This is a genomic window from Aureimonas populi (assembly GCF_017815515.1).
GTDB classification, from domain to species: Bacteria; Pseudomonadota; Alphaproteobacteria; order Rhizobiales; family Rhizobiaceae; genus Aureimonas; species Aureimonas populi.
In genome coordinates this window covers 1,087,732-1,104,643 of the sequence record NZ_CP072611.1, presented here as the reverse complement: position 1 = coordinate 1,104,643, position 16,912 = coordinate 1,087,732, and the positions used below count along the sequence as shown (strand labels likewise).

The window sequence follows — 16,912 nt, the reverse complement described above, 5'->3', positions numbered from 1 at the left end:
CGCGCCTTGATCCGCGTCAAATCGGCGCGGGAATCGTCGTCAGGCCGGCGGGGCGGGTTCCGCCTTCAGCGCCAGCCGCACCAGCTCGGGAAGGCTGCGCACCTTCATCTTGGTCATCACGTTGGCGCGGTAGATCTCCACGGTGCGTGCGCTGATATCCAGCTCGAAGGCGATCTGCTTGTTGGCCTTGCCCTCCACCAGGCCGGCCAGAACCTGGCTCTCGCGCGCCGTCAGCGAGGCGATGCGCGCGTCGATCTCGGCCTGCTCCTCCTGGCAGCGGAAGGTGCCCTCCTCCTGCTCCAGCGCGGCCTGCACCGCCGCCAGCAGCAGCTCGTCGTCGAAGGGCTTCTCGATGAAGTCTGCCGCGCCCTCCCGCATCGCCTCCACCGCCAGCGGCACGTCGCCATGGCCGGTCATGACGATGACGGGCAGGCCGAGCCGCTGCGCCCTGAGGCGCTTCAGGAGGTCGATCCCCGTCATGTCGGGCATGCGCACATCGGTGACGACGCAGCCGCGCGCGGGCGCGGCCAGGGCCGCCAGGAAGGCGGGGGCGGAAGGGTAGGTGGCCACGTCGAGGCCGGCCGTGTCGAGAAGGAAGGCCAGCGAATCGCGGACCGCCGCGTCGTCGTCGATGATGTGGACCTTCGGCTCAGCGCTCATCCGCCAACTCCTGCCGTGACACGCCCGGAACGGTGAAGCGGAAGACGGTTCCGCCGCCCGGATTGGGCTCGGGCCAGATCTGCCCCCCATGGGCCTCGATGATGGTGCGCGAGATCGACAGGCCGACGCCCATCCCGTCGCGCTTGGTGGAGACGAAGGGCTGGAACAGGCGCTCGACCATCGCCTCGGCGATGCCCGGCCCCGTATCGGAGACGCTGATGCGCACCATGCCCCCCTCGGCCGCGTCCACCGCCACGCCCAGCTCGCGGCGGGGCGAGGCCTCCATGGCGTCCACCGCGTTGCGGATGAGATTGAGGATCACCTGCTGCACCTGCACCCTGTTGACGAGCACGAACTCGCACGAGCCGCTCGAAAGGCTGATGCGGATATTCTTCTCCCGCGCGCCGACGAGCGCCAGCGCGCTCGCCTCCTCCAGGAGCTTGGGCAGGCTCTCTATCTTCTTTTCGGTCTCCCCGCGCGTGACGAAGTCGCGCAGGCGGCGGATGATCTCGCCGGCCCTGAGCGCCTGCTCGCCCGCCTGGTCCAGCGCGCCCGACAGCCGCCCCGCCACCTCCTCCGGCCTGCCCGAGGCCAGGAGGCGGCGCGAGCCCTTCAGGTAGTTGGCGATGGCCGAGAGCGGCTGGTTCAGCTCGTGCGCCAGCGTGGACGCCATCTCGCCCATCGCGGTGAGGCGCGAGATGTGCACCAGCTCGCTCTGCAGGTCCTGCAGCCGCCCCTCGGCCTCCTGGCGCTCGGTCAGGTCGCGGATGAAGCCGGTGTAGAAGGGCTGGCCCGTGCCCTTCGCCTCGCCCACCGCCAGCTCCATCGGAAAGGTCGAGCCGTCCTTGCGCTCGCCCACCACAACGCGGCCGGTGCCGATGATGCGCCGCTCGCCGGTGCGCTCGTAGCGCGCGATGTAGCCGTCGTGGTCCCGCCGGTAGGGCTGGGGCATGAGGAGGCTGACATTGCGCCCCACCGCCTCCTGCGCCGTCCAGCCGAACAGCGCCTCGGCGGCCTTGGAGAAGGAGCGCATCGTGCCCGCGCCGTCGATCACGATCATCGCGTCGGGCACCGTGTCGAGGATCGACTGGAGATGCGCCTCGCGCAGCGCCAGGTCCGTGGCCGCCACCCCCACGGCCGCGCGCGTGCGCGAGAGACGCGCGCCGAGCGCGGAGACCGAGAGGCCGACGGCCGCGAAGGTGACGAGGGACCCCAGATGCCGCGGCTCGCTGACCCCCGCATCCAGGAAGAGCGGCGCGGCGAGCAGCGCCAGGAGCGTGGCGGCCGCCCCGGCCCAGGGGCCGGCCAGCCAGACCGAGGCGATCACCGCCGGCACGAAGAGGATGAAGGTCTGCTCGTCGCCGAAATAGGCGGACAGGAGAACGCGCACCGCCCCCGCCGCCGCCACGCACAGGCCGGCGACCGCGAGCCCCTTCAGGAGGGACCGGACGGGATGGCCGAAGGAGAGAACGGAAACGGCGTTTGAGGCGGTCATGGCGGCTCGGGAGGCGGTCGGGGCCCGGTCTTCGCCGGGTCGAGGACAGCCTCTACGGGATTCTCCTTAGGGACAACATCTCAATGTCGCGGCGCGCGCCTCCATCGTAGGCATGCTCGAGTGCAATTCCCAGAAGGAACCGGACCGATGCAAGTGCTGCGCACGCTCAGCCCCGCCGCGACACGGGCCCCCGGGCGCATGGGCGCATGGGCGCCGCGCTCGATCGCCGACCTCTTCGCCATGCACGGGCGCACGCTCTCCTTCGAGCGCAATGGCGAGATCTACCGCCAGGAAGCGCTTGCCGACCATGTCTACCGCGTCGTCAGCGGCACGGTGCGGATCGCCCGCTACCTGCCGGACGGCAAGCGCCAGATCAGCGCCTTCCAGTTCGCCGGCGAGATGTTCGGGCTCGAGCCCGGCGTCAACCACCGCTTCTGCGCCGAGGCGGTGGGCGAATGCGTGGTTCTCGCCATGCGGCGCGCCACGCTGGTGGAGGCGGCGCGCGCCGACGCGGCCCTGGCCGGGCAGCTCTGGGACGGGGCGCAGAGAGAGCTTCAGCGGGCGCAGGAGCACATGATGCTGCTCGGCCGGCAGAGCGCCGCCGAGCGCATCGCCAGCTTCCTCGACGCCGTGGCGGAGCGGCTGGGAGACCGCCATTGCGTGGACCTGCCCATGGGCCGCCAGGACATGGCCGACCATCTCGGATTGACCATCGAGACCGTCTCGCGCACGATCACCCAATTGTCTGATATCGGAGCCGTCGAGGTCGAGGGCACGCGCCGCATCCGTCTGAGCCCACGCTCGCGCCTCGCCGCCTGAACGGCTCCCCAGCCTTCCCGGAAGAGGCCTCATGAAACACGACCCCCGCGCGATCCCCGCCGAGGACGCGCCGTCCTTCCACGCCCTGCCCGCCGCGCAGGCCCTGGCGCTGCTCGGCACGCCCGAGGGGGGCCTCTCCCAGGCCGAGGCGCGCGAGCGGCTGGCGCGACACGGGCCCAACCGCCTGCCCGAGCCCAGGCGCCGCCATCCGGTGCTGCGCTTCCTGTCGCATTTCAACAACGTCCTCATCTATTTCCTCCTCGCCTCGGCGGTGGCCGCCTTCCTGCTCGACCACGCCATCGACGCCTCGGTGATCGTGGCCGTCGTGCTCATCAACGCGGTGATCGGCTACGTGCAGGAGGGCAAGGCCGAGCGCGCGCTCGACGCCATCCGCGACATGATCGCCCCTCATGCGGCCGTCCTGCGCGAGGGCACGCGCCACGAGGTGGAGGTGGCCGACATCGTGCCGGGCGACATCGTGCTCTTGGAGGCGGGCGACAAGGTTCCGGCGGACCTGCGCGTCCTCTCGGCGCGCAACTGCCTGGTGGACGAGGCGATCCTCACCGGCGAATCGGTGCCCGTGGTCAAGCAGGAGGGCGCCGTGGCCGGCGCCTCGGCGCTCGGCGACCGCACCTCCATGCTGTTCTCCGGCACGCTGGTGGCCACCGGCCAGGCGCGCGCGCTGGCCGTGGCCACGGGCGGGACCACCGAGATCGGCAAGATCAGCAGCCTCATCGGCGAGGTGCAGACGCTGACGACGCCGCTGCTGCGCCAGATCAACCGCTTCGGCACGCTCTTCACCTGGTTCGCGCTCGCCCTCTCCGCGCTGCTCTTCGCCTTCGCCACGCTGGCGCGCGGCTACTCGCCCGTCGACGCGATGATGGTGGTGGTCTCGCTGGCCGTGGGCGTGGTGCCCGAGGGCCTGCCCGCCGTCATCACCATCACGCTGGCCATCGGCGTGCAGCGCATGGCCCGCCGCCACGCCATCGTGCGCCGCCTGCCGGCGGTGGAGACGCTCGGCTCCACCTCCGTCATCTGCTCCGACAAGACCGGCACGCTGACCAGGAACGAGATGACCGTGCGCCGCGTCGTCACCGCCGGGGCCACCCACATGGTGGAGGGGTCCGGCTACGCGCCGCTCGGCGCCATCGGCGAGGGGTGGCGCGCGGGCGACGGGGCACAGGACGATCTCGACGGCCTCGTCCACGCCGCCGCCCTGTGCAACGACGCGGAGCTGAAGGAGAAGGACGGCCACTGGATCGTCCTCGGCGACCCGATGGAGGGGGCGCTCGGCGCGCTGGCGATGAAGGCCGGGCTCGACCCGCGGTCCCTGCGCGCCGCCTGGCCGCGCCTCGACGCCATTCCCTTCGACGCCGAGCACCGCTTCATGGCGACGCTCAACGCCGCACCCTCGGGCGAGCGCTGGGTGTTCGTGAAGGGCGCGCCCGAGCGCGTGATGGCCATGTGCGGCCTGCGCGAGGCCGCCGACTGGCACGAGAAGATCGCGCAGGCCGCCGCGCAGGGCGAGCGGGTGCTGGGCTTCGCCGCGCGCCGCGCGGGGCCCGAGCTCGCCGCGCTCGGCATGGACGCGGTGGAGGAGGAGCTGCGCTTCCTCGGCCTCGTCGGCCTCATCGACCCCCCGCGCGAGGAGGCGCTGGCCGCCATCGCCGACTGCCGCAGCGCCGGCATCTCGGTGAAGATGATCACCGGCGACCACCAGGAGACGGCCACCGCCATCGCCCGCCAGCTCAACCTCGCCGACGACCCGGTGGCCGTGACGGGCGTGGAGCTGGACCGCGTGCCGGACGAGGCGCTGCCGGCGCTGGCCGCGCGCACCAGCGTCTTCGCCCGCACCAATCCCGAGCACAAGCTGCGCATCGTGCGCGCCCTGCAATCCACCGGCGCGGTGGTGGCCATGACCGGCGACGGGGTGAACGACGCGCCCTCGCTGAAGCAGGCGGATGTGGGCGTGGCCATGGGCCGCAAGGGCACCGAGGCCGCCAAGGAGGCGGCCGAGATGGTGCTGGCGAACGACGATTTCGCCTCCATCGTGGCCGCCGTGCGCGAGGGGCGCACCGTCTACGACAACATCCGCAAGGTCATCGCCTGGACGCTTCCCACCAATGGCGGCGAGGTGATGGCGGTGGTGCTGGCCATCATCCTGGGCCTCGCCCTGCCGATGACGCCCGCGCAGATCCTGTGGATCAACATGATCCTCACCGTCACGCTCGGCCTCGTGCTCGCCTTCGAGCCGCCGGAGCCCGGCGTCATGGCCCGCCCGCCCCGGCCGCGAAACGCGCCGCTGCTGTCGCGCTTCCTCCTTTGGCGGGTGGTCTTCGTCTCCGTGCTCTTCACCGCCGGCGTCTTCGCCATCTTCCAGTTCGCGCTGTGGCGCGGCCTCGGCGAGGCGGTGGCCCGCACCATGGTCGTCAACACGCTGGTGGTGATGGAGATCTTCTACCTCTTCAACGTGCGCTACCTGAACGCGCCCTCCATCAGCCTCACCGGCATCGTCGGCACGCCGGTGCTTCTGGGCGCGCTGGCGGCGGTGACGCTGGCGCAGATCGCCTTCACCTATCTTCCGATCATGCACACCCTCTTCGCCACGGCGCCGATTCCCTTTATGGACGGTCTCGTCATCATCGCGATCGGCATCGTCGTGCTTGTGATACTGGAAGCGGAGAAGTGGCTGCTGGGCCGGCGCCACATCGCAACGGACTGACGGAACGGGAGACAACCCATGCCCCACGCCTACAAGAACATCCTGCTCACCCTCCTGCCGGAAGCCGAACTGCGCGACGCGCCCAGCCCCGCCACGCGGCTGGCGGTGGAGATGGGGCGGCACTTCGCCGGCCACCTGACCATCGACTTCCTCTCGCCGCAGTCGGCCTGGGTGCCCTACAGCCTGCTCACCGACATGCCGCTCCAGCTCCTGGCCGAGCAGACCAAGCGGCTGGACGAGCAGGCGCGGGCCGGCATGAAGCTGGCCGAGGCCGCCGCCGCCGAGGCGGGCGTCCCGGCCGAGACGCACCTCATCTCGCTCGACTTCCTGGCGCTCGTCGGCCGCGCGGCCATCCGCGCCCGGCTCCAGGACGTGATCGTGGTGGATTCGGGCGCCAGCGCCCTGCGCGAGGAGCGCGAGATCGTGGAATCCCTGCTCTTCCGCACCGCCCGCCCGCTGATCCGCGTGCCGGCCTCCTTCGAGGGCGCCCTGCCCCGCAAGGTGCTGGTGGCCTGGGACGGCTCGGTCCCCTCCACCCGCGCCGTGCGCGAGGCGCTGCCGCTCCTCCAGGCGGCCGAATCGGTGGAGATCGTCACCGTGCAGGGCGAGAAGGACGTGTCCGAGGTGCCGCCGGGCGAGAAGCTGGCCCGCTATCTCTCCCACCACGAGGTGCCCGCGACCCAGACCACGCTGACCGCCCCCCGGCGGGACGTGGCCGGCGCGCTGCGCGGCCATGTGGCCGAGACGGGCGCGCAGATGATCGTGATGGGCGCCTACGCCCATTCGCGGCTTCAGCAGGCCGTGCTGGGCGGCGTCACCTCCTCGCTGCTCGAGGACAGCCCGGTGCCGCTCCTCCTCGCCCATTGAGGCCCGCCGCCCCTTCGCAACATCGCACCGGGAGCATCGCCTTGGCCGAGGACGAGACGCGCGGCGGCCAGGGCCGGACATCGCAACTGGACCGGCTGCTGGCGCTTGCCGCGCAGCCGGCCCCCGCCCGCACCGCCGTCGTCCACCCGGTGGACGACGTCTCGCTCAACGGCGCGCTGGAGGCGGCGCGCCGGGGGCTGATCGTGCCGGTGCTGGTCGGCCCGGAGGGCAAGATCCGCAAGGCGGCCGAGGCGGCCGGGGAGGATCTGTCCGGCGTCGATATCGTGGATGTGGAGCACAGCCACGCCGCCGCCGGGAAGGCGTGCGAGCTGGCGCGCTCGGGCGCCGTCGAGGCGCTGATGAAGGGCAGCCTGCATACGGACGAGCTGCTCGGCGCGGTGGTGGACGGGCGCACCGGCCTGCGCACCGACCGGCGCATGAGCCACGTCTTCATCATGGACGTGCCCACCTATCCGCGCCCCCTGCTCATCTCGGACGCGGCGATCAACATCGCGCCCGACCTCGCGACCAAGCGCGACATCGTGCAGAACGCGGTGGACTGCGCGCGGGCGCTGGGGGTGGAGACGCCGCGCGTGGCGATCCTCGCCGCCGTCGAGACGGTTCATCCCACCATGCCGGCCACCATCGACGCGGCGGCCCTGTGCAAGATGGCCGATCGCGGCCAGATCACGGGCGGCCTTCTCGACGGGCCGCTCGCCTTCGACAACGCCATCTCGGAGGAGGCCGCCCACACCAAGGGCATCGTCTCGCCCGTCGCCGGGCGCGCCGACATCCTGATCGCGCCCAATATCGAGGCCGGCAACATGATCGCCAAGCAGCTCGCCTATCTGGCCAACGCGCAATCGGCCGGCATCGTGATGGGCGCGCGGGTGCCGATCATGCTGACCAGCCGGGCGGACGGGCGCGTCTCGCGCCTGGCCTCCTGCGCGGCCGCGCTCCTGGTCGCGCATTGGCAGAGGGGAAGGCCGGCCGAATGAGCGATTCGATCCTCGTCCTCAACGCGGGCTCCTCCAGCCTGAAATTCGCAGTCTACGAGCGCGATCTGCGCCCGGCGCTGAAGGGCGCGATCTCGGGCCTCGGCCATGCGCCGAGGCTGGCCGTCAGGCCCTCCTCCTGGAGCCCCCGGGAAGAGGCGTTGCGCGCGGGCCCGATGGAGATGCGCGAAGCCGTCTCCACCGTGTTCGACGCGCTCGCCGGCGAGGGGCTGCTCGCCGGCGTTTGCGCGGTCGGCCACCGCATCGTGCACGGCGGCGCGCGCCATGTCGCGCCGGTGCGGCTCGACGAGGAGATTCTCGCCTATCTGCGCACGCTCAACGCCATGGCGCCGCTGCACCAGCCGTTCAACCTCCAGATCGTGGACGCCTGCCGGGCGCTGATGCCGCAGGCGGCGCAGATCGGCTGCTTCGACACCGCCTTCCACGCCAGCCGCCCGGCCATCGAGACGCTCTATGGCCTGCCGCGTGCGCTCCTGGACGAGGGGCTGGTCTCCTACGGCTTCCACGGCCTGTCCTACGGCTTCATCGCCCATGTCCTGCGGGAGCGCTTCGGCCCCTCGGCGGGCGGGCGCGTGGTGGTGGCGCATCTGGGCAGCGGCTCCAGCCTGTGCGCCATGCGGGAGGGGCGAAGCGTCTCCACCACGATGGGCTTCTCGCCGCTGGACGGGCCGATCATGTCGACGCGCTGCGGGGCCATCGACCCGGGCATCCTGCTGCACCTGATGACCGCCCGGGGCATGAGCGGGGAGGACATGCAGGCGCTGCTCTACAAGCAGTCCGGCCTTCTGGGCGTCTCGGGCCTCTCGGGCGACATGCAGGTGCTGCTGGCGAGCGGGGCGCCTCATGCACGCGAGGCGCTCGACCTCTTCGTGCTCAGCGTCTCGCGCCAGATCGGCCAGCTCGCCGCCTCGCTCGGCGGGCTCGACGCGCTGGTCTTCACCGCCGGCATCGGCGAGAACTCCCCCGCCATCCGCGCCCGCATCTGCGAAGCCGCCGCCTGGCTGGGCGCGGCCATGGACGACGCGCGCAACGACGCCGGCGTGGAGGACATCGCCGCCCCACACTCGCGCCTGCGGCTCCTCGTCATCCCGACCGACGAGGAAAAGGCGGTGGCCGAAGGCGTCCTCGCCGCCCTGTAGCGACGCCCTTTCCAAGAGCTGGCGGAGGGGTGGTGCAAAGGGGCGGGAGCGCGGCTGTCGATCGGAGAGCCTGACGGTTCGGCCCTCGGCCTGTTCAGGCGCTCCGCTCCTCGACCAGCTTGCCCGCCACCATTCGGAAGGTGCGGTCCACCGTGCCGGCCGGCAGCGCGGCGTGGGTGACGAGGACGACCGTGCGTCCCTCCGTCGCGCGCTTGAGGTCGGCGAAGAAGGCGAGTTCGGTGTCGCGGTCGAGGCCGCTGGTGGGCTCGTCCAAGGCGACGACCGGCGCCGGGCTCAGGAGCGTGCGGGCCAGGCACAGGCGCCGCGCCTCGCCGGCCGAAAGCGTGCGGCCGGCCTCGCCGAGCGGCGTGTCGAGCCCCGCCGGCAGGCTGCGGACGTGGTCGGCCAGGCGCGCGGCCTCCAGCGCCTGCCACAGCGCCGCGTCGCTCGCCTCGGGGCGTGCGATCAAAAGGTTGTCGCGGATCGTGTCGGTGAAGACCGGCGCGTCCTGCGCCATGAAGGCGACGCGCTCGTGCAGCGCGCCCTGCGCGACGGTGCGGATATCCGTGCCTCCCACGCGCACCCGGCCGCCCTGCGGGTCGGCCAGCCGCAGGAGCAGGGTAAGCAGCGTGGACTTGCCGCTGCCGCTGGCGCCGAGGACCGCGACGCGCTCGCCCGGCGCGACATCGAGGTCGAGCCCCTGGAGCACCGGCCGGCCGCCCTCGAAACCGAAGGTGACGGCCTCGAAGGAAACCTCGCCACCGCCCGCCAGCGCCACGGGCCGCGCGGGGTCGCGAACCGGTGCTTCGGCCGTCACGATGCGGCGCAGGCGCCCGGCGGCCGCGCGCGCGGCCCCGAACTTGGCGACGCTGCGCACGATGGCCCCGCTCACCTCGAAGCTGCCCAGCGTGGCGAGCAGGAGCCCGGCCAGGAGCGGGCCGGACAGGGCGCCGGCCTCCAGCGCCTCCAGCCCGAACCAGAGCACGGCCAGGAACGCGCCGGCCGTCAGCGCCATGACCGTGAAGGAGGCGAGCGCCGAGAGGCTGGCGATGCGCCTGCGGGCCTTCGAAAGACGCGCGCCGCTCGCCGCCAGCCCCGCCCGGGCGTCATCGACGAGGCCGAGGGTCACGAGGTCGGTGTGCCCCTCCATGCCGTCGATGACGGCGGTGCGAAGCTCGGCGGAGGTCTCCACCGCCCGCGCGCCCGCGCGCCCCGTGGCCAGCACCAGCGCGCCCGGCACGGCCAGCGCGCAGAGGAGCGACGCCGCCGCCACGAAGGGCGCGGCCGCCGGCAGCAGGAGATGCAGGCCCAGCGTGAGCCCGCCGCCGATGGCCAGCGCCGAGGCGATCGGCACGATGGCGGTGAGGAAGGCGGTGTCGAGCGCCTCGACATCGGCGACGAGCCTGGAGACGAGGTCGCCGTGCCGCGCGTCGCGCTCGCGCACGGGCAGGCGCGGGAAGAGCCCGGCGAAGACGAAGGCGCGGATGTCGGCGAGCAGCCGCAGCGTGGCGTCGTGGCCGGCCAGCCGCTCGCCGTAGCGCGAGGCGATGCGCAGGAACGACATCATGCGCACCAGCGAGGACGGCACGAACAGGTTGAAGGCGGCGATGGAGCCGGCGAGCGCCGCGCCGGTGAGGAACCAGCCCGAGACGCCGAGCAGCATCGTGCCGAAGAACAGCGTCAGCGCGGCCAGAAGCAGCGAAAGGGCGAGGCGGCCCGCCTGCCGGCGGAAGAGCGGCGCGAAGAAGAGGAAATCGGTCATGCGGCGCCCTCCAGCGCGAGGTCGTCCACGCGGCGGCGCTTGTGCGCCGCCTCGATGAGCGTGCCGCCCGCCACGCGGAAGACACGGTCCATGCGCGCGGCCACCGCCGCCGAATGGGTGACGAGGACGAGCGTGCGCCCGGCGCAGAAGCGCTCCAGGCCGTCCAGCACCAGCGCCTCGGTCTCCGCGTCGAGATGGGCGGTCGGCTCGTCGAGGAGCACCAGGCCCGGATCGCGCAGGAAGATGCGCGCGAGCGCGAGGCGGTGCGCCTCGCCGCCCGAAAGCCCGAGCCCGGCCTCGCCGACCAGCGTGTCGAAGCCCTCCTCCAGCGTGCGCGCGAAGGGCAGGACGCCGGCCAGCTCCGCGGCGTGCCGCAGCTCGGCCCCGCTCGCCCCGGCGCGCCCGAGCCGGATGTTGGCGGCCAGCGTCGCGCAAAAGATGCGCGGGCGCTGGCCGAGGAAGGCCACGCGCCGGCGCAGGGCCGGCTCCGGCGTCTCGCCCAGGGGAACGCCGTCGATGCGGATGGTGCCGCCATGGGCACGAAGGCCCGCCAGCGCCTCCAGGAAGGTGCTCTTGCCGATGCCGCTGGGGCCCAGGATCGCGATCCGCTCACCGGGCGCGATGTCGAGATCGACGCCCGAAAGAACGGGCCGGGCGCCGTCCGGGGTGGTGACGCAAAAGCCCTCGATCCGCACCCGCGCGGGCCCCGCCGGCAGGGCGGGAGCGCTGGCGGGCAGCGGCGGCGCCTCGGCCCGCACCTCCGGCAGGCCCTCGAACTGGAGGGCGATCTCCTCCACCGCGGCCTTCGCCGCCGCGCGGTCGTGGTAATGGGCGGCGAGCGTGCGCAGCGGCTGGTACACCTCCGGCGCCATCAGGAGGCAGAAGAGGCCCATCTGGAGCGTGAGCACCGAGCCGCGCAAGTCGATCATGCCCAGATAGGTGAGCCCCACATAGAGGGCCACGCCCGCCACGCCCAGCGCGGCGAAGAACTCCAGCACCGCCGAGGAGAGGAAGGCGATGCGCAGGACGCGCATGGTGCGCAGGCGCAGCTCCTCGCCCGCCGCCCTCGCCTCGTTCGTCTCGTGCGCCTCGCGCCCGAGGAGCTTGAGCGTCAAAAGGCCGCGCAGGCGGTCGGCGAAGCGGCCCGAGAGCCGCGTGAAGGCGGCCGCCTGCGCCTTGGTCGCCGCCTCCGCGCCCCAGCCGGCCAGCGCCATGAAGACGGGGATCAGCGGCGCGGTGCACAGGAAGAGCAGCGCCACCACCCAGTCCACCGGGAACAGGACCGCCGCGAAGGCCAGCGGCAGCACGGCGGCCTGGATGGTGGCGGGCAGGAACCGCGCGAAGAAGCCGTCCAGCGCCTCCACCTGGTCGACGATCACCGAGGAGCGCGCGCCGGAGGAGCGGCGGCCGAGCCGGGCGTTGCGCTCGGCCAGCGTCCGGGAGAAGAGCGCGCCGCGCAGCACCGCCTTGATGCGCTCGGCGGCGGAGACGCCGGCCCGCTCGGCCAGCGCGCCAAGCGCCGCGCGCGCCAGGAAGATGGTCGCGACGAGGCCGATGGCGGGCAGCAGCGCGGCGCGCGGCGCGCCCTCCTCGATCGCCTCGTGCAGGATATCGGCCACGAGCCAGGCCTGCGGCACCAGGAGGGCGCCGGCCAGGAACGGCAGGAGGAGGGCGAGGGCGAGGGGCGCGCCGCCATGGCGGCGCAGCGCGCCGAGCCAGCGCATGTCGGCGCGCCCGTCTCCCGTGGCCTCGTGCGTCTTCGCCATGCCCGGCACCCTTCAGCGTCCCCGTGTCCCCGCAAGCCTTAGGAGGCGGGGGCGGACGCCGCTTTGATCCAGATCAAGGTGCCTTGTCTGGAACGGGTCTAGCCACGAGGAGACCGGCGCTCGGCCGGCCTTCCGTTCAAGGCGACCCTCCATGATCGATCTTACCGTGGTGGAATTGTCGCGGCTGCAATTCGCGGCCACCGCGATGTACCACTTCCTGTTCGTGCCCCTGACGCTGGGGCTTTCCTTCCTCATGGCCATCATGGAGAGCGTCTATGTGATGACCGGCCGCGAGATCTGGCGGCGCATGACGCTGTTCTGGGGCACGCTGTTCGGCATCAACTTCGCCATGGGCGTGGCCACCGGCATCGTCATGGAGTTCCAGTTCGGCATGAACTGGGCCTATTACAGCCATTATGTCGGCGACGTCTTCGGCGCGCCGCTGGCCATCGAGGGGCTGATGGCCTTCTTCCTCGAGGCCACCTTCATCGGCCTGTTCTTCTTCGGCTGGGACCGCCTCTCCAAGGTGGCCCACCTCATCGTCACCTGGCTGGTCGCGCTGGGCGCCAACCTCTCGGCGCTGTGGATCCTCATCGCCAACGGCTGGATGCAGAACCCGGTCGGCTCGCGCTTCAACCCCGACACGATGCGCATGGAGATCACCGATTTCGGCGCGGTGATCTTCAACCCCGTGGCGCAGGCCAAGTTCGTCCACACCGTCTCGGCGGGCTATGTGACGGGCGCCATGTTCATCATGGCGATCAGCGCCTGGTTCCTGCTGCGCGGCCGGCACGTGGACCTCGCCAAGCGCTCCATGGCGGTGGCGGCCAGCTTCGGCCTCGCCTCGGCCCTGTCGGTCGTGGTGCTGGGCGACGAGAGCGGCTATGCCGCGACCGAGCACCAGAAGATGAAGCTCGCGGCCATCGAGGCCATGTGGCACACCGAGCCCGCGCCCGCCGGCTTCAACCTCTTCGCCATTCCGGGCGACCAGCAGAACTCCTGGGAGATCCAGGTGCCCTTCGCGCTCGGCATCATCGCCACGCGCTCGCTCGACGGCGAGATTCCGGGCATCCTCGACCTCGTGGAACTGGCCGGGCAGCGCATCCAGAGCGGCCTCGTCGCCTACCAGGCGCTGCAGGACATCCGCGCCGACGGCACCGACCAGGCGGCCCGGCAGGTCTTCGAGGAGCGCTGGTCGGACCTCGGCTACGCGCTGCTCCTGAAGCGCTATCGCGAGGACGTGGTCAACGCCACGGACGAGGAGATCACGCAGGCCGCGTTCGACACCGTGCCCGGCATCGCGCCGCTCTTCTGGACCTTCCGCATCATGGTGGTGATCGGCTTCTACCTCATCGCCTTCTTCGGCTACTCCTTCTGGCTCGCCTCGGCGCACCGGATCGGCGACAACCGCACCTTCCTCCAGATGGCGCTGTGGAGCCTGCCGCTGCCCTGGATCGCGATCCAGTCCGGCTGGTTCGTGGCCGAGTACGGGCGCCAGCCCTGGGCGGTGGAAGGCGTGCTGCCCACCTTCTACGCGGCCTCCGACCTCTCGGTGCTCGACCTGTCCATCAGCCTGGGCTTCTTCACCACGCTCTACACGGTGCTGGCGGTGATCATGGTCATCCTGATGCTCAAGGTGATCAAGGCCGGCCCGTCCAAGACCAACCAGCTCATCGACGGCTTCACCGGCGGCTCCCACGTACCGCGCGGCGCGGCGGCCTCGCCCGACCGCTCGTAGAAGCCCGGCGCTCAAGGAAAGAACGAACCCATGACCTCCCTGCCTCTCGACTACGAGACGATGCGGCTGATCTGGTGGGCGCTGCTCGGCATCCTCCTCATCGGCTTCGCGCTGACCGACGGCTACGATCTGGGCGTCGGAACCCTCCTGCCCTTCGCGGCCAGGACCGACGAGGAGCGCCGCATCCTCGTCAACCTCATCGGCCCCACCTGGGAAGGAAACCAGGTGTGGCTGGTGCTGGGCGGCGGCGCCATCTTCGCCGCATGGCCGGCGCTCTACGCCGTGTCCTTCTCCGGCTTCTACCTGGCCATGATCACCATCCTGCTCGCGCTGATCCTGCGGCCCGTCGGCTTCAAGTTCCGCGGCAAGGTGGAGGACCCGCGCTGGCGCGCGACATGGGACTGGTGCCTGTTCATCGGCGGCTTCGTGCCGGCGCTGATCTTCGGCGTGGCGGTGGGCAACGTGCTTCTGGGCGTGCCCTTCGGGCTCGATTCCTCGCTGCGGCCGAGCTACGAGGGCAATTTCTTCGGCCTCCTGCGCCCCTTCGCGCTCCTGGCCGGCCTCCTCTCGGTCTCCATGCTCGTCATGCACGGGGCGGGCGTCATCGCGGCGCGCACCTCCGGCCCGGTGGCGCAGCGCTCACGCACCTACGGGCGCCTCGCGGCGCTGGCCACCCTCGTGCTCTTCGCGCTGGGCGGCGTGTGGATCGCGCTGGGCATCGACGGCTATGTGGTGACGAGCGTGCAGGAATACGCCCTGCCCTCCAACCCGCTCGCCAAGACGGTGGCGCTGGTGCCCGGCGGCTGGATGTCGAACTTCTCGGCCTATCCGTGGATGATCGCCGCCCCGGTGCTGGGCCTTTGCGGCGCGGCCCTGGCCTTCCTCGGCTTCTCGCGGCCGGGCTGGCGCACCACCATGCTGGGTTCCAGCCTCTCGGTGTTCGGCATCGTCTCCACGGCGGGGCTGGCGCTCTTCCCCTTCCTGCTGCCGTCCTCGCTCAACCCGGACGCCAGCCTGACGGTGTGGGACGCCTCGTCCAGCCACTTCACCCTGTTCATCATGCTGGTCTCCACGGTGATCTTCCTGCCGCTGATCATCGCCTACACGATCTGGGTCTACCGGGTGATGAGCGGGCCGGTAACGGCCGAGAGCATCGGCCGCAACCCCAACGCCTACTGAGGAACGCGACGCATGTGGTACTTTTCCTGGATCCTGGGCGTCGGCCTCGCCTGCGCCTTCGCCATCCTCAACGCCATGTGGTTCGAGATGAAGGAGGACCGGCGCCTCTCCGCGCTGCCGCCCTCGCCCGTCACGCCCAACGTGAACACGCCGGGCGACCCGGCGGCCTGACCGGGCCGAATGCGAGCGCCGCCCCCTTCGGGCGGCGTTCTCATATCCGGCGCAGCGGAATGGTCCAGGCGAGGATGGCCGCGATCCCGGCAAAGCCGGCGATGCCGAGAAAGGCCGTGCGGAAGGCGGCCGCGACCTGCCCCTGCGCCGCCGCCCGCTCGGCCTCGCCCAGCCGGTCGAGCACCGCCGGCCCCTCCTCCAGCACCCCCTGGAAGAGCCGGGCGGCCTCGGGGTCGGCCCCCGAGAGGGTGGCGAAGAGCAGCGTGCCGATGAGCGCGGTGCCGATGGCCGCGCCCAGAGAGCGCGAGAACTGGACCGAGGCCGCGCCCGCGCCCAGCATCCGCGCCCCCGCCGCGGTCTGCACCGTCACCTGCACCACGCCCATCACCGTGCCCATGAACACCGCCGAAAGGCCGAGCAGCGCTGCCAGCGCATGGGCCGAGATCTGCGCCGACCACAGCGCGATGCCCACCAGCATGGCCGTGACCACCACCAGCCCCCAGGAGGGGATGACCGCCGTGCGGCCCGTGGCGCTGACGATGCGGCCCGTGACCAGCGAGCCGACGCCGATGCCGATGGTGAAGGGCAGGAGGAGGATGCCCGTCTCGGCGGCCGACAGACGATGCACCACGAGAAGGTAGATGGGCAGGAAGGTGAGGAGCGAGACGAGCATGGCGCCATGGCAGGCGGCCAGCGCGTCGGCCCGCCAGATGGAAGGATTGCTCAGGAGCGGAATGGGCAGGAGGGGCGAGCGCGCCCGCTTCTCGCGCCAGATGAGAAGGCCGAGCGAGACGGCCGCCAGCCCGAGGAGCCCCAGGATGGAGAAAAGCGCCCCCTCGTCGAAGGCGCGCACCTCCTCCAGCATCACCAGCATGGAGACCACGAAGCTGGCGAAGAGGATGAGACCCGCGAAATCGAAGCGGAACGACTCGCCGCTGCCCGGCCGCAGCGGCAGGCGCAGGGTGAGGAAGACGGCGGCCAGCCCAACCGGCACGTTGACGAGGAAGACCGACTGCCACCCCAGATGCTGGGTGAGGAAGCCGCCCGCCACGGGCCCGAAGGCGCTGGAGGAGACGACGACGGCGGCCAGATAGCCCTGGTAGCGGGCGCGCTCGCGCGGGGGGATCGCCTCGCCCACCAGCGCCTGCGACAGCGTCATCAGCCCGCCGCCGCCCAGGCCCTGGAGAACGCGCGTCGCGGTCAGCATCTCGATGCTGGTGGCGAAGGCGCAGGCCACCGAGGCGCTCATGAAGATGGCGAGCGCCACCAGCATCAGCTTGCGCCGGCCGATGAGGTCGCCCAGCCGCCCGTAGACCGGCGCGGCGATGGTGGTGGCCACCAGATAGGCGATCACCACCCAGGACACGCGCTCCACGTCGCCCAGCGCGCCGGCGATGGCCGGCAGCGCCGTCGCCACGATGGTCTGGTCCACCACCGCCAGGAACATCGGCAGCATGATGGAGGGGAAGATGGTGAAGAACCCGCCGTTTGCGGCTGGAGGAGACGGCGGGGATGGTGACATAATGGGATCGGACCGGATCGTGGCGAGGAAGCGGAACGCGGATGCGTGGACGGCTC

General features: G+C 71.7%; 13 protein-coding genes. 8 read left to right on the top strand and 5 right to left on the bottom strand.

The features are described from left to right. Positions 1-39: 39 nt before the first annotated feature. Together fixJ and J7654_RS05095 are read right to left on the bottom strand one after the other, a co-directional pair. Positions 40-660, bottom strand: a complete 621-nt coding sequence (gene fixJ / locus J7654_RS05100) for a response regulator FixJ (protein ID WP_209738770.1) — start codon at positions 658-660, stop codon at positions 40-42. Then, positions 650-2,155 carry a PAS domain-containing sensor histidine kinase gene (locus J7654_RS05095; protein ID WP_209738768.1) on the bottom strand — a complete coding sequence of 502 codons (1,506 nt, stop codon included), beginning with the start codon at positions 2,153-2,155 and terminating at the stop codon, positions 650-652. Before J7654_RS05095 ends, fixJ begins: the two co-directional genes overlap by 11 nt. Positions 2,156-2,302: 147 nt before the next feature. Here J7654_RS05095 and J7654_RS05090 point away from each other — a divergent pair, with 147 nt between their 5' ends. From J7654_RS05090 to J7654_RS05070, 5 genes are read left to right on the top strand one after another with little or no spacing between them, the layout of a single operon-like run. Continuing rightward, positions 2,303-2,974 carry a helix-turn-helix domain-containing protein gene (locus J7654_RS05090; protein WP_209738766.1) on the top strand — a complete coding sequence of 224 codons (672 nt, stop codon included), beginning with the start codon at positions 2,303-2,305 and terminating at the stop codon, positions 2,972-2,974. A gap of 31 nt (positions 2,975-3,005) precedes the next feature. Then, positions 3,006-5,696, top strand: a complete 2,691-nt coding sequence (locus J7654_RS05085) for a cation-transporting P-type ATPase (RefSeq protein WP_209738764.1) — start codon at positions 3,006-3,008, stop codon at positions 5,694-5,696. An 18-nt stretch (positions 5,697-5,714) separates the two neighbouring features. Continuing rightward, positions 5,715-6,563, top strand: coding sequence for a universal stress protein (locus J7654_RS05080; protein ID WP_209738762.1), 849 nt, complete (start codon positions 5,715-5,717; stop codon positions 6,561-6,563). 41 nt (positions 6,564-6,604) lie between these two features. Continuing rightward, a complete protein-coding gene (locus tag J7654_RS05075; protein ID WP_245195652.1) occupies positions 6,605-7,561 on the top strand; it encodes a bifunctional enoyl-CoA hydratase/phosphate acetyltransferase in 957 nt (318 codons plus the stop codon). Continuing rightward, a complete protein-coding gene (locus J7654_RS05070; protein WP_209738758.1) occupies positions 7,558-8,718 on the top strand; it encodes an acetate/propionate family kinase in 1,161 nt (386 codons plus the stop codon). Before J7654_RS05075 ends, J7654_RS05070 begins: the two co-directional genes overlap by 4 nt. A 94-nt stretch (positions 8,719-8,812) precedes the next feature. On the opposite strand, the gene cydC is transcribed toward J7654_RS05070, so the two are convergent. Continuing rightward, positions 8,813-10,480: a thiol reductant ABC exporter subunit CydC gene (gene cydC, locus J7654_RS05065; protein ID WP_209738756.1), complete on the bottom strand. Its 1,668-nt coding sequence runs from the start codon at positions 10,478-10,480 to the stop codon at positions 8,813-8,815. After that, entirely contained in the window at positions 10,477-12,246 is a 1,770-nt protein-coding gene (gene cydD / locus J7654_RS05060; RefSeq protein ID WP_209738754.1) for a thiol reductant ABC exporter subunit CydD, read from the bottom strand. Before cydD ends, cydC begins: the two co-directional genes overlap by 4 nt. Positions 12,247-12,397: 151 nt before the next feature. Here cydD and J7654_RS05055 point away from each other — a divergent pair, with 151 nt between their 5' ends. The 3 genes from J7654_RS05055 to cydX are packed head-to-tail and all read left to right on the top strand — an operon-like array spanning position 12,398 to position 15,334. Next, complete coding sequence (locus tag J7654_RS05055) at positions 12,398-13,984, top strand: cytochrome ubiquinol oxidase subunit I (RefSeq protein WP_209738752.1); 1,587 nt, start codon at positions 12,398-12,400, stop codon at positions 13,982-13,984. A 30-nt stretch (positions 13,985-14,014) separates the two neighbouring features. Continuing rightward, positions 14,015-15,163 carry a cytochrome d ubiquinol oxidase subunit II gene (gene cydB / locus J7654_RS05050; RefSeq protein ID WP_209738750.1) on the top strand — a complete coding sequence of 383 codons (1,149 nt, stop codon included), beginning with the start codon at positions 14,015-14,017 and terminating at the stop codon, positions 15,161-15,163. Between the two features lie 12 nt (positions 15,164-15,175). Beyond that, entirely contained in the window at positions 15,176-15,334 is a 159-nt protein-coding gene (cydX, locus tag J7654_RS05045) for a cytochrome bd-I oxidase subunit CydX (protein ID WP_209738748.1), read from the top strand. Between the two features lie 40 nt (positions 15,335-15,374). On the opposite strand, the gene J7654_RS05040 is transcribed toward cydX, so the two are convergent. After that, positions 15,375-16,856 (bottom strand): MFS transporter, encoded by a 1,482-nt coding sequence (locus tag J7654_RS05040; protein ID WP_209738746.1) that lies wholly within the window; start codon positions 16,854-16,856, stop codon positions 15,375-15,377. Positions 16,857-16,912: the final 56 nt, after the last annotated feature.